The organism is Streptomyces sp. SCSIO 30461 (assembly GCF_037023745.1).
GTDB lineage: Bacteria > Actinomycetota > Actinomycetes > Streptomycetales > Streptomycetaceae > Streptomyces.
In genome coordinates, this window is sequence record NZ_CP146101.1 from 7,544,176 (window position 1) to 7,557,500 (window position 13,325).

The following is a 13,325-nucleotide window of genomic DNA, read 5'->3' on the forward strand; positions in this document are numbered from 1 at the left end:
CGTCCCAGGACCGCCCCGTCGAATGCAGGCTATGTCTTTGTGAACGCGTGCACAAAGATGGTGTCCGCTTTGTCCGACCAAAGTGACCGGGGTCACGCGGACTGAAAGCGGGATTCCGGAACCACTCGCCGCTCCCGGCCGTGGAATTCCCGATGGGGGCATCGCGCTCCACACTCCTTGCACCCACGCCCACGAGACACCGGCAAAACGCCCACGATGGTAACCCCCTTTCGGGTCACGCCCCCAGCTCACGGCGGAGCCGGTCCGGGTCCACCCGCCAGAAGGTGTGCTGCTCACCGTCCACGAGTACGACCGGGATCTGCTCCCAGTACGCCCGGTGCAGCTCCGCGTCACGCGTGATGTCCTTCTCCTCCCACGCGGCCCCCGTCTCCGCGCAGACCCGCTCGACCACCGCCCTGGCGTCGTCGCAGAGATGGCACCCGGGCTTTCCGATCAGGGTCACGACCCGTTCGGCGGGGTTCTTCTTCGCTTGTCTCGCGCGCCGCAGCAGAGGACTCATGCCCCCATTCTCCGCCCCGGCCCTCTACTCGCGGTCGCACCGACTAGTTGGTGAACGTGCTTTCGGCCACACATACGAAGCGCCGCCGACACCGCTGACGCCGGTGATCGCGCTTAACGACCCGGCCACGCAGAGTTCACGCCTTCGCATCCCCGCGAGTCGGGAAGTGGCGGACGGACTGGCTATGCTCACGCCATGGCCGGACTGGGATGGCTCACCCCCCGCAGGCGCTCCGCCACCGCACGGAGCGTGCTGGCAGGCGAGGCCGCCGCCGAGGCTGCCCGCAAGACCTCGCAGCAGCTCGCAGCCGATGCCGAGACGGCGGTCGGCGAGGGTGAGGAGTCACAGCGGCGGGAGCCGGACTTCCCGGTCGTCGGAGACTCCCTGGCCGCCGCCTTCTTCGACCTGGACAACACCGTCATGCAGGGCGCCGCGATCTTCCACTTCGGCCGGGGGCTGTACAAGCGGAAGTTCTTCCAGCGCCGCGAGCTGGCGAGGTTCGCCTGGCAGCAGGCGTGGTTCCGGGTCGCCGGAGTCGAGGACCCCGAGCACATGCAGGACGTGCGCGAGTCGGCGCTGTCCATCGTCAAAGGGCACCGGGTCTCGGAGCTGATGTCGATCGGCGAGGAGATCTACGACGAGTACATGGCGGACCGCATCTGGCCCGGCACGCGTGCGCTCGCCCAGGCGCACCTCGACGCCGGCCAGAAGGTGTGGCTGGTCACCGCGGCGCCCGTGGAGACCGCGACGATCATCGCCAGACGGCTCGGACTGACCGGCGCGCTCGGCACGGTCGCCGAGTCCGTCGACGGCGTCTACACCGGGAAGCTGGTGGGTGAGCCGCTGCACGGCCCCGCGAAGGCCGAGGCGGTGCGCGCGCTGGCCGCGGCCGAAGGCCTGGACCTCGGGCGCTGCGCGGCGTACAGCGACTCGCACAACGACATCCCGATGCTCTCGCTGGTCGGCCACCCGTACGCGATCAACCCTGACACCAAGCTGCGCAAGTACGCGCGGGAGCGCGACTGGCGGCTGCGGGACTACCGCACGGGCCGCAAGGCGGCGAAGGTCGGCATCCCGGCCGCCGCCGGTGTGGGCGCCCTGGCGGGCGGTACGGCGGCGGCGGTCGCGCTGCACCGACGGCGCCGCTGACGCGCGGGGCGGCCACCCGCGCCCGGAGCCGCGCCACCCCCGGCCCGCGCCCTCACACCCGTCCCGCACCCATCACCTGCGCCCGCACGCACACGCGCCCGAACAATTCCGAACGAATTTACGCCGAGCTAAGCCACCCACTGCCCACTCGTGCCCGCAACCGCTTGGACGGTGGGCACATTCGCACGAATTCCCCGCTGGTTCATTCGTCCGGGTGCGTTCACCCCGTTCCCCGCGGACACCACGCCGACCGCGACCACCCCGGAGCACACGTCACGCCGCATTCCGCCGTACACCCCCCGCACGCCCGTGGCCAGCGTCGTTGCGGGCACATGAACACAACGCGTGACGTACAAAAGCAGATCTCGAAGCATTTCGATCGGCAATCGATCACAAATTGCCGCTACATCCGTCGCTTTGTCGTAACAGAAGCGACGGAATCGATGATTTGAGCAACTGGGTGTAGCGCTGCCTGTACGAAGCGTTATTCTCCTCAGACGCATTAAGGACCCCGCACGTCGCCATGACGAGTGAACGGTCCCGCACTGCACGTGATGGAAGCTCTGCCTCTGGGAGTCCCGTGTACCCACACGTCGGGGTTGACGCCTCGGGCCTGGCTACGCTGCGCGCAACGGTCGCCGACCACTTGCGCGGCTTCGTCCCCACCGCGTACGCCGTCCCCGCCTTCGCCACGCCGAGCCCAGCCGCCTTCGGCCCTGTCGGCCCCTGCTACGCCCTCACGGGTGGCATCGAGAAGGGGCCGGCACGCAGCGGCGTCGTCGACGGGCGCGGCTCCGGCGACGGACGGGAGCTCGCCCGCAGGGGCGGTCGCGGCAGTTCGGCCACCACCCGCCGCCCCAGCGCGGACAGCGACAGCGCGCGCATGATGGACCTGGTCGAGCGGGCCCAGGCAGGTGAGGCGGAGGCCTTCGGCCGGCTCTACGACCAGTACAGCGACACCGTCTACCGCTACATCTACTACCGAGTCGGCGGCAAGGCGACGGCGGAGGATCTCACCAGCGAGACCTTCCTGCGCGCGCTCCGGCGCATCTCCACCTTCACCTGGCAGGGCCGGGACTTCGGCGCCTGGCTGGTCACCATCGCTCGCAACCTGGTCGCCGACCACTTCAAGTCGAGCCGATTCCGACTGGAAGTGACCACCGGGGAGATGCTCGACGCCAACGAGGTCGAGCGCAGCCCCGAGGACTCGGTGCTGGAGTCCCTCTCCAACGCCGCACTGCTCGAAGCGGTACGCAAGCTCAACCCCCAGCAGCAGGAGTGCGTCACCCTGCGCTTCCTCCAAGGCCTCTCGGTTGCCGAGACCGCGCGGGTGATGGGCAAGAACGAAGGTGCGATCAAAACACTTCAGTACCGGGCCGTCCGCACCCTGGCCCGGCTGCTCCCCGACGATGCCCGCTGATCTCCCGGTCATGGAGATCGCCCCCACCGCACCCTGCATCCCCGCCTCGCGCCCATTTCGTGTACCGCCCCCACGCACCAGCCCCCCACGCCGTCCCGTCCCTTCAACTCACCACCCGTGAGCGGCTGATGACGCACTGGTCCGATCATCCTTCGCGCGTAACCCAACTGCCGAGCCGCTCGTTGTGCGGAATGCAGACTCCCTGCGGTCACGTCACGCCCGCGGCCACTCACTCTTTCGTGTGGATGCGCTCAAGGTGTGCAACCTTCCGGACCCCCCGAGGAGTCGACCGTCATGATGAGAGGAGGTGCCGCCAGTGATCGCGAACGTTTCGGCACACCGGCGGGCGAACGCCTTCGCCCAGGCCCTGGAGGATCAGACACTCCTGGGCGCGGCGGCCGAACAGCCTGACACTTCGGCAGAACCGGCCGAGCGGACACGGCTGTTGGCCCTGGCGAACGGCCTCGGCGAGCTGCCGAAGCCCGAGTTGGATCCCGAGGTCAAGGTGGTGCAGCGAGCCCAGCTCGTCGCCGCCATGGAAGCCATGCTCCTGGAGGGCACGGCGCTTGAAGGAGGTGCGCCCGCAAGCCCAGCCGTACCGGGGCAGCGAGGCTCCGGCCACGGCGCCCACCGGGCATCGCAGCTCCGGAAGCTGAAGCCGCGCTCCCGCTGGGCCAAGGGCCTCGCGGCGGGCGGCCTCACCGTCGGAGTCGCCGCCGGCGCCTTCGGCGGAGTGGCAGCCGCCAGCTCCGATGCCCTCCCGGGGGACTCCCTCTACGGGCTGAAGCGGGGCATGGAGGACTTCAAGCTGGGGATGGCGGACGACGACGCCGACCGCGGCGGTATCTACCTCGACCAGGCGTCCACCCGGCTCAGCGAGGCCCGTCGGCTGATGGAGCGCGGCCGGTCCGGGCAGCTGGACCATGAGTCGCTCGGCGAGGTCAGGCGCGCGCTGACAGGCATGCGCCACGATGTCTCCGAGGGCCACCGCCTGCTTCACCAGGCATACGAGCGGGACGGCTCGCTCGCCCCGATCGCGGCTCTGTCCTCGTTCTCCCACTCCCACCGCGAGGTGTGGAACGGGCTGCGCGAACGTCTCCCGGTCCAGCTCAACGACGTCGGAAACGAGGTGAACTCGGTCTTCGACGCCATAGACCAAGAGGTCGGCCCGCTCCGTTCGCTGCTGCCCGCCACACCTGGTCAGGCAAGCACCGGACCTCAGCGCGGCGGAGCCAGTCCGGAAAGCTCCGGCAGCTCCACCGGTTCGTCCGGTGCGGGCCAGTCCTCGCCTTCCTCGCCCACCATGGGCCAGGGACAGGCACAGGACGACACGCAGCCCACCCCGTCGGATTCCGGCTACTCACCGGAAGACGAAGGGCTGCTCGACGGCGGCACTGGCGATCTGCTCGACCCGTCGGACGACATGGTCACCCCGCCATTCTCATCCGACGCCAATCCGACGCCGCCCATGCCGGATGTCACCATCCCACCGCTGCTGCCCGGGCTGCTGCCGGATCTCGGGCTCGACGTCGAGGACGACGACGGCTAGCAGCGGTCGACCGCGAGTGAGACCAGCAGCGAGTGGGGGGAAAGGCTGTGGGCCTCTCCCCCCACTCGTGTGTCTTCCTCTGAGCTCTTCTGAGGTCTTCGCCCGGTCTTCGCCCGGTGCCGGAAGAAGACCTCAGAAGAAGACAGAGCGCCGCTGCACCAGCAGTTTGTACAGCGTGTGCTGGATCTGCTCCCGCACCTGGTCGGTCAGGTTGAACATCAGCATCGGGTCCTCCGCCGCTTCCGGCGGATAGCCGTCGGTCTCGATCGGCTCCCCGAACTGGATGGTCCACTTCGTCGGCAGCGGCACCGCACCCAGCGGCCCCAGCCAGGGGAAGGTGGGCGTCAGCGGGAAGTACGGAAAGCCCAGCAGCCGCGCCAGTGTCTTCGCGTTGCCGATCATCGGATAGATCTCCTCAGCCCCGACGATCGAGCAGGGCACGATCGGCACGCCCGCCCGCAGCGCCGTCGAGACGAAGCCGCCCCGCCCGAAGCGCTGAAGCTTGTAGCGCTCGCTGAAAGGCTTCCCGATGCCCTTGAAGCCCTCGGGCATCACCCCGACGACCTCGCCCTGCCTCAGCAGCCGCTCCGCGTCCTCCGTACACGCCAGCGTGTGCCCGGCCTTGCGCGCCAGTTCGTTTATCACCGGCAGCATGAAGACCAGATCAGCGGCCAGCAGCCTCAGGTGCCGGCCCGCAGGGTGGTTGTCGTGCACCGCGACCTGCATCATCAGCCCGTCGAGCGGGAGCGTCCCGGAGTGGTTGGCCACCACGAGCGCCCCGCCGTCCGACGGGATGTTCTCGATGCCCTTCACCTCGACCCGGAAGTACTTCTCGTACAGCGGGCGGACGAGCGACATCAGCACCTGGTCGGTGAGCTCCTTGTCGTAACCGAACTCGTCGACCTCGTACTCGCCGGTGAGCCGGCGGCGCAGAAACGCCAGTCCGCCGGCGATACGGCGGTCCCAGCTGCCGCGGCCTTCGGTATCTGGTCCAGCCGCCGCCGTGGTCGTCGTACCGCCGCCCCCCGTGGCGCCCACGGCGCGCACACCGTTCACGGAGCCCGCGCGGTCAGCCGTGCCCGCGAACGCCGCCTCGGCCCCCTCAGTACCCTCGGCACCTTCCGATTGCCCCGGCACCGCGCCGGAGGGCACCTCGCGCATCGCCACCGCCTCGGCGGGGGGCCTTCGCAGGCTTGCCCCGGGGCGCCGCCGCACCGGGCGCTGCGACGCGCCCGTGCGTGACCGGTCGTCGTCGAACGGAATGACCTTGGCGTCCGCCATCGTTGACTGCGCTCCTTATATCTGGCGCTACCGGTTGTCTTCGCGCTGTCCGGCGCCGCTGGTACGACGCGGCTGCGGTCCCGCGAGGGACAGGCTGAGCCCGAGGTGCCTAGGCCGAGCCCGTCGTCGTTCGACCCATCAGCGCCGGCAGCACGCCAAGCCCGTCCACGGCCCTCGCCACGCTCTCGGGCGGCAGCAGCCCGGGTCCCCGGCTGCGGGCGAAGTCGGCGAAGGCCTCTGCCGTCGTATAGGCGGGCGTGAAGCCGAGCGTCTCGCGCATCTGGACCGTGCTCACCACCCGGCCGTGGGTGAGCAGTCGGATCTGCTCAGGCGAGAAATCGGTGACGCCGACGGTACGCAGCGCCGAACCGACCCAGGTGACGGCGGGCAGCAGAACCGGCACCGTGGGACGCCCGAGCCGCCGCGAGCACTGCGACAGCAGCAGCACCCCGTCGCCCGCGATGTTGAACGTCCCGCTGTTGAGCGTGCCGCGCCGGGGCTCATGGGACGCGAGCCCCAGCACCTCGATGACATCGTCCTCGTGGACGAACTGGAGGCGCGGATCGTAGCCGAACACCGTCGGCAGCACCGGCAGCGAGAAATAGTCGGAGAGCGGGGAGTCGGCCCGGGGCCCGAGGATGTTGGCGAAGCGCAGCACGCACACCGCCACATCAGGCCTGCGGCGTGCGAAGCCCCGGACGTACCCCTCTACCTCCACAGCGTCCTTGGCGAAGCCGCCGCTCGGCAGTGACTTGGCCGGGGTGGTCTCGGTGAACACGGCCGGATCGCGGGGAGCGGAGCCGTACACGCTGGTGCTCGACTTCACGACCAGGCGCTTGACGGTCGGGGACTTCTGGCAGGCACCGAGCAGCTGCATGGTGCCGATGACGTTGGTCTCCTTGACCACGGCTCTGCCGCCCGAGCCCAGGGGGGTACCCGTGACGTCCATGTGCACGACCGTGTCGACCCCGTGCTCGGCGAGCACGCGCGCTATGGCGGGCTGGCGGATGTCCGCACGGACGAAGTCGGCGCCGCCGAGCGGATGCTCGGGCCGCACCGCGTCCACGCCGACCACTCGGTCCACTTCGGGGTCCCGCTGGATACGTCGCACGAACCGGCCCCCGAGCTGCCGGGCCACACCGGTGACGAGCACGACCTTGCCCAAGATCAGCGCCTTCCGTTCGCTTCTCCCCCTACGCGTCACCGTAGCGGGTTGATGTTGCGCTGTGATGACCGCGAGCCGGTCTTCACGGCTCATTGCCCCCAACGCCGTACGGCGCGGCAACGCGAACACGCGAGGACGTGGGTGTCGCACACCGGCCCGAGCGACACCGACGCCGGTGCGAGCGCAACGCGAACGTATACGCGGGCCGTGGAGTGCGACACGAGCCACAAACGCACCGCGGCCCTCCCACCGGGTCGGTGGAAGGGCCGCGAATACACCTGCAGCTGTCGCTTACTTCTTGTTGCGACGCTGCACGCGCGTGCGCTTGAGCAGCTTGCGGTGCTTCTTCTTAGCCATCCGCTTGCGCCGCTTCTTGATAACAGAGCCCACGACTACCCTCGCTCACTTCTTCTCACTCGGTGCGGGGCGTCTGGGCCCACACGACCTACGTCGGCCTAGCCTACCCGCCTGAGCGACGCGCTTGTAACCGAGGGGATGTCTCAGGCGGATTCGACCCCCACAAAGGACTCGCGGAGATACTCGTGAACCGCCTGCTCCGGCACCCGGAAAGACCTCCCCACCCTGATGGCCGGCAGATGACCGCTGTGCACCAGCCGGTACACCGTCATCTTCGACACCCGCATCACCGAGGCGACTTCCGCCACGGTCAGAAACTTGACCTCGTTGAGAGGCCTTTCGCCAGCAGACATGACCCACCTGTACCTTCCGCGCACGACGCCCACCGGCTTCCCCTCCGGTGACTCTTCGTCGCGGTGCGCTCACTCACCAGACTAGGGGCGGGTGGTGCGAGTGGGGAAGAGGAGCAGCCTTCAGCCGTTTACTGTGACAGACACGCTCGATTGAGTACATAGCGAGTAAGCGGCCGGTAGTAATCGGACCGCACAGCGTCATCAAGCGGAACGACGACCGCGATCCGCCCCTCGGCCTCCCCGACGAACAGCGCCGGATCGTCGGTGTCCGCCAGCCCGATGGCGTCGAACCCGAGCTGACCTGCGCCGCAGACCCAGCCGTGGTCCCCCACGACCAGCCCCGGAAGCGGCCCTCCGGCCTCCGCCAGACACTCCAGAGCGGCCCGAATCGGGAGCGGTGAGTGGGTGTGCGCACCGAGCCGCCGACCGGCGTCCCGCGCGTGCGGTTCTCGCACCAGGGCAACTCCCCGTACGTAGTCGAGGTTGTACGTGCGTACCCCGAACCGGGTCGTTATGTCGACACATCGCCCCTGCGCTGGTGTGAGGACGTCACAGCCCGCCGCCGACAGAGCGTCTGCCAGCTCGGCGTAGAACCCCAGGAGACGGTGCGGATGCCCGGTCCCGAACAGCACCGGCGTCCGCTGCCGGGCGGCCTCGGCCACTCGCGCGGCGAAGGCATCGAGACCGTTCAGCGTCCGCTCGGGATTGATCACATCGGGACCGGAGACCTCGGCGGGATCGTCCGAGACACCGCACTTGTCGGCCATCAACGCGATCAGATCCCGTTCACTCCATACCCATTCGGGATCGAGTCCGAGCGTGACCCGGGGGTCCCTGGCCGCGAACAGCCGGTAGCTGCGCAGACTCTCCTCCCTGGAGGTGGCCACCGGACCCGCGAGCCGCGCCGCCAACAGATGCGCTCGAAGCGCTCCCCTGCTCAACACCCCCCGATGCTCCCGCAGGCACAGCACCCGCGCCGTGAATCCCGGGCAAATCCGCACAGTCGGCGTAACGCACCGCCCCTTGTTCGCCCCCACCACGGTTCACGGTGCGCAGCCGCGTCCGAACCCCCGCGGTGTGGCCGGACTCACGGCCAGAGCCTCCGGAACGGCCCCTATGCCAGCAGGCCCCGCAGCGGGAACGCGGACCGCCTGGTCGCCATTACGGCCTGGTCGAGTCGGTCCGCCGGGTCGTACCCGCTCTCCCACTCCCGCCACACGGGAGTCAGTCCGTCCGTCATACGCCCGGGCCCCAACTGCCGGGTCCGCGCGTAGACCTCGTCGCGCCACTCCTGCGGCACCTCGGACTCGGGATCCACCGGGGCGTGCGCCGCGATCGCCGCGAGATGCGTCCACGACCGCGGCACGACATCCACCACCGCGTATCCGCCACCGCCGAGAGCGAGCCATCGCGCGTCTTCGACGTGCTCATGAGCCAGGCTGTGGCAGGCCTCCTGCACGAGCCGCTGGGCGTCCAGCGAGACCGCCAGATGCGCCAGCGGATCCTCGAAGTGTGTGTCGGCCCCGTGCTGGGTCACCAGCGCCTGCGGCCGGAAGTCGGCCAGCAGTTCGGGTACCACCGCGTGGAACGCCCGCAGCCAGCCTTGGTCGCCGGTCCCGGCCGGAAGAGCGAGGTTCACGGCCGATCCCTCTGCCGCGCCCTCACCACCCGTCTCCTCGGGCCAGCCCGTACCGGGGAACAGCGTCCGCGGATGCTCGTGCAGCGAGATGGTCAGCACCCTCGGATCGTCCCAGAACGTCGCCTGCACCCCGTCGCCGTGATGCACGTCGACATCCACATAGGCGACCCGCTCGGCTCCGAGTTCCAGCAGCCGCGCGATGGCGAGGGAAGCGTCGTTGTAGATACAGAACCCGGACGCCGCCCCTGGCATGGCGTGGTGCAGCCCTCCGGCGAAGTTCACGGCGTGCGCGGCTTCCCCGCGCCACACCGCCTCGGCGGCACCCACGGACTGCCCGGCGATCAACGCGGCCACCTCGTGCATCCCGGCGAAGGCCGGATCGTCCATGGTGCCCAGACCGTATGCCTCGTCGGCGGCCCCCGGATCCTGGGACGCGGTCCGCACCGCCGCCACATAGTCCTCTCGGTGGACCAACCGCAGCGTCGACGGACCCGCGGGTTTGGCCGCCACCACGTCGAGCGCGCGATCGAGTCCGTACGCCCGCACCAACCCCATGGTCAGTGCGAGCCGTACCGGATCCATCGGGTGGCCGGGGCCGAAGTCATACTTCGTGACCGCCTCGTCCCACATCAACCGTGCGCGACCGCTCATGAACGCCACCGTATCGGTCGGGCTCCGCCGCGAACGAGCGGGCATACAGCAGTGTCACAAGCACCAGGCACATCGGCACAAGCATCGCGCCCCGATAGTTCCAGGCGTCTCCCAGCGCACCGACCAGTGGCGAGCCGATCAGGAAGCCCACGTAGTTGAAGATGTTCAGCCGTGCGATCGCCACGTCGCTGGCGCCGGGGAACAGCCGCCCGGCGGCGGCGAAGGTCTGCGGCACGACGACACACAGCCCGAGGCCGAGCAGGGTGAACCCCGCCAGTCCCGTCCATGCCCCCGGCGCCACCGCGACCACCGCGAAGCCCAAAGCAGCCAGCACCGTCCCACAGCGCACCACGGCCACCGCGCCGAAGCGCCGCACGCCCAGGTCCCCGACCGTCCGGCCCAGCAAGGTCGTCACCATGTAGGCGTTGTACGGAACGGTCGCCAACTCCTCCGAACTGCCCAGTACGTCCTGGAGGTACTTGGCACTCCAGTTGGAGACCGTCGAGTCCCCGATATACGCGAACGTCATCACCAGGCACAGCGGCAGCAGCAGTGAGAACGCCACGGGCGAACCGCCACCGCTCCCCACTCCTTCCGGGTCCCCGGGCCCTCGACCCGCGTCCCGGTACCAGTTGCTGCCGACGAGTGCCGCCGGCAACAGCACCGCCACCACCGGCAGATACAGCGCCACCAGCGGAAGTTCCCAGTGCGCACCGGCCCAGGCCAGCGAGGCACCGGCGATCCCGCCCAGGCTGTACACGGCGTGGAATCCGAGCATGATGCTCCGGCCGTACTCCCGCTGAAGACGCACCCCGAGCATGTTCATCGCCGCGTCCAAGGCCCCGACGGCCAGCCCGAACGCCCCCAGCGCCACGGCTGCTTGCCACAACTCCGTGCCCGCGCCCACGCCCAGCAGGGCCAGCAGCACGATCGGCTGGGACCAGCGCAACACGGCACTCGGGCGTATGCGCGCCACTGCCTTCTCCGTGGCCACACTGCCCACACCGGCCAGGATCGGCACGGCGGCCAGGAAGACCGGCAGCAGCGCGTCGGATATGCCGTACCGGTCCTGGATCGCGGGTATCCGGGTCACCAGCAGGGCGAAGGTCACACCCTGCGCACCGAAGCTGAGCGCCAGCGAAGTCCGGCCGTGCCGAAGTGCCGCTTGAGCCATGGTCATGGCCGCACAGCGTAAGGCGCTCAACTACCCCTGGGTAGATGGATCACAGGATCAATCCGGGCAGCTCAGCCATGTCCCCGAAGTATCCATTGGCACCGTCGAGCTTCCCGGCCGATGTCATCGCGGTGAACGCGTACACATCCATCCCCGCGGCACGGGCCGCGGCCACCCCTAGGGGGCTGTCCTCCACCACCACACATCGCTCGGGAGCGACCCCCATGCGCTCGGCCGCATACAGGAACAGATCCGGCGCCGGCTTGCCCCGGCCCACGTCCTGAGCGCTGAAGGTGTTCCCGTCCCGGAACCAGGTGTCAAGCCCTGTCCTGCGGTGCCCGACCCTGATCCGCTGATGGCTCCCCGACGAGGCCACGCAGTACGGGACCCGGTCGGCCACGAGTTTCTCCAGCACCGCACCCGCTCCCGGTACGGCCTGGAGTCCTTGCTCGAAGGCGGCGAACGTCCGCGCGTGCAGGGTGTCGTCGAAGTCCTCGGGCAGCGGCTTCCCGGTCCGCTCCCGCACGAGGTCGTGGATCCGGTGCACGGCGGAGCCCATGTAGTCCCGTACGGACTCCTCGTACGAGGTGGGATGGCCAAGCTCCGTCAGATACTTCGCGAGGATCGTGTTGGCGATCGGCTCACTGTCCACGAGCACGCCGTCGTTGTCGAAGATGACCAGGTCGTAGCGCATGGGTCCAGACTAGGAAGTCGACAGCAGCCAGCGCACGGCGCCCATACGCACATGGCAGGGATGCCACTGAGCCGGTACTGAACGCAGAAATGCCTCAACCCCCGGACATGGTCCGGGGGTTGAGGCTGAAGAATTGTTCGGCGGTGTCCTACTCTCCCACAGGGTCCCCCCTGCAGTACCATCGGCGCTGAAAGGCTTAGCTTCCGGGTTCGGAATGTAACCGGGCGTTTCCCTAACGCTATGACCACCGAAACACTATGAAGATATCCAACACAAACCAGCAAACAGCCTGTTCGTTACTTCAGAACTAACACAGTGGACGCGAGCAACTGAGGACAAGCCCTCGGCCTATTAGTACCGGTCAACTCCACACGTTACCGTGCTTCCATATCCGGCCTATCAACCCAGTCGTCTACTGGGAGCCTTACCCCATCAAGTGGGTGGGAGTCCTCATCTCGAAGCAGGCTTCCCGCTTAGATGCTTTCAGCGGTTATCCCTCCCGAACGTAGCCAACCAGCCATGCCCTTGGCAGGACAACTGGCACACCAGAGGTTCGTCCGTCCCGGTCCTCTCGTACTAGGGACAGCCCTTCTCAAGACTCCTACGCGCACAGCGGATAGGGACCGAACTGTCTCACGACGTTCTAAACCCAGCTCGCGTACCGCTTTAATGGGCGAACAGCCCAACCCTTGGGACCGACTCCAGCCCCAGGATGCGACGAGCCGACATCGAGGTGCCAAACCATCCCGTCGATATGGACTCTTGGGGAAGATCAGCCTGTTATCCCCGGGGTACCTTTTATCCGTTGAGCGACGGCGCTTCCACAAGCCACCGCCGGATCACTAGTCCCGACTTTCGTCCCTGCTCGACCCGTCGGTCTCACAGTCAAGCTCCCTTGTGCACTTACACTCAACACCTGATTGCCAACCAGGCTGAGGGAACCTTTGGGCGCCTCCGTTACCCTTTAGGAGGCAACCGCCCCAGTTAAACTACCCATCAGACACTGTCCCTGATCCGGATCACGGACCCAGGTTAGACATCCAGCACGACCAGAGTGGTATTTCAACGACGACTCCACAACCACTGGCGTGGCCGCTTCAAAGTCTCCCACCTATCCTACACAAGCCGAACCGAACACCAATATCAAACTGTAGTAAAGGTCCCGGGGTCTTTCCGTCCTGCTGCGCGAAACGAGCATCTTTACTCGTAGTGCAATTTCACCGGGCCTATGGTTGAGACAGTCGAGAAGTCGTTACGCCATTCGTGCAGGTCGGAACTTACCCGACAAGGAATTTCGCTACCTTAGGATGGTTATAGTTACCACCGCCGTTTACTGGCGCTTAAGTTCTCAGCTTCGCCCCACCGAAATGGAG

General features: G+C 67.9%; 12 protein-coding genes and 2 rRNA genes (1 of these 14 running past the window's edge). 3 read left to right on the forward strand and 11 right to left on the reverse strand.

Features of this window, described 5'->3' with window-relative positions; translation table 11 throughout:
- Positions 1-235 precede the first annotated feature (235 nt).
- Positions 236-520, reverse strand: coding sequence for a glutaredoxin family protein (locus V1460_RS33915; protein ID WP_338677415.1), 285 nt, complete (start codon positions 518-520; stop codon positions 236-238).
- Between the two features lie 195 nt (positions 521-715).
- Here V1460_RS33915 and V1460_RS33920 point away from each other — a divergent pair, with 195 nt between their 5' ends.
- From V1460_RS33920 to V1460_RS33930, 3 genes are all read left to right on the forward strand, one after another.
- Positions 716-1,669 carry an HAD-IB family hydrolase gene (locus tag V1460_RS33920; RefSeq protein ID WP_338677416.1) on the forward strand — a complete coding sequence of 318 codons (954 nt, stop codon included), beginning with the start codon at positions 716-718 and terminating at the stop codon, positions 1,667-1,669.
- A gap of 580 nt (positions 1,670-2,249) precedes the next feature.
- Positions 2,250-3,089 carry an ECF subfamily RNA polymerase sigma factor, BldN family gene (locus V1460_RS33925; protein WP_338677417.1) on the forward strand — a complete coding sequence of 280 codons (840 nt, stop codon included), beginning with the start codon at positions 2,250-2,252 and terminating at the stop codon, positions 3,087-3,089.
- Positions 3,090-3,405: 316 nt separating this feature from the next.
- Positions 3,406-4,638: a DUF5667 domain-containing protein gene (locus tag V1460_RS33930; RefSeq protein ID WP_338677418.1), complete on the forward strand. Its 1,233-nt coding sequence runs from the start codon at positions 3,406-3,408 to the stop codon at positions 4,636-4,638.
- Between the two features lie 132 nt (positions 4,639-4,770).
- On the opposite strand, the gene V1460_RS33935 is transcribed toward V1460_RS33930, so the two are convergent.
- The 10 genes from V1460_RS33935 to V1460_RS33980 all read right to left on the reverse strand — a co-directional run.
- Positions 4,771-5,919, reverse strand: coding sequence for a lysophospholipid acyltransferase family protein (locus V1460_RS33935; protein ID WP_338677420.1), 1,149 nt, complete (start codon positions 5,917-5,919; stop codon positions 4,771-4,773).
- 109 nt (positions 5,920-6,028) lie between these two features.
- Entirely contained in the window at positions 6,029-7,084 is a 1,056-nt protein-coding gene (locus V1460_RS33940; RefSeq protein ID WP_338677421.1) for an NAD-dependent epimerase/dehydratase family protein, read from the reverse strand.
- 291 nt (positions 7,085-7,375) lie between these two features.
- On the reverse strand, positions 7,376-7,474 hold the full coding sequence (locus V1460_RS33945; RefSeq protein ID WP_003948845.1) for a 30S ribosomal protein bS22: 99 nt from the start codon (positions 7,472-7,474) through the stop codon (positions 7,376-7,378).
- Positions 7,475-7,584: 110 nt separating this feature from the next.
- Positions 7,585-7,794 carry a helix-turn-helix domain-containing protein gene (locus V1460_RS33950; protein WP_338678324.1) on the reverse strand — a complete coding sequence of 70 codons (210 nt, stop codon included), beginning with the start codon at positions 7,792-7,794 and terminating at the stop codon, positions 7,585-7,587.
- Between the two features lie 128 nt (positions 7,795-7,922).
- Positions 7,923-8,738 carry a phosphatase gene (locus V1460_RS33955; protein ID WP_338677423.1) on the reverse strand — a complete coding sequence of 272 codons (816 nt, stop codon included), beginning with the start codon at positions 8,736-8,738 and terminating at the stop codon, positions 7,923-7,925.
- Between the two features lie 170 nt (positions 8,739-8,908).
- Positions 8,909-10,084 carry an acetoin utilization protein AcuC gene (locus tag V1460_RS33960; RefSeq protein WP_338677425.1) on the reverse strand — a complete coding sequence of 392 codons (1,176 nt, stop codon included), beginning with the start codon at positions 10,082-10,084 and terminating at the stop codon, positions 8,909-8,911.
- Entirely contained in the window at positions 10,035-11,258 is a 1,224-nt protein-coding gene (locus V1460_RS33965) for an MFS transporter (RefSeq protein WP_338678325.1), read from the reverse strand. Before V1460_RS33965 ends, V1460_RS33960 begins: the two co-directional genes overlap by 50 nt.
- 49 nt (positions 11,259-11,307) lie before the next feature.
- A complete protein-coding gene (locus V1460_RS33970) occupies positions 11,308-11,952 on the reverse strand; it encodes an HAD family hydrolase (protein ID WP_338677426.1) in 645 nt (214 codons plus the stop codon).
- Between the two features lie 135 nt (positions 11,953-12,087).
- Positions 12,088-12,204, reverse strand: a 5S ribosomal RNA gene (gene rrf / locus V1460_RS33975).
- Between the two features lie 79 nt (positions 12,205-12,283).
- Positions 12,284-13,325, reverse strand: a 23S ribosomal RNA gene (locus V1460_RS33980); it runs 2,080 nt beyond the window's last position.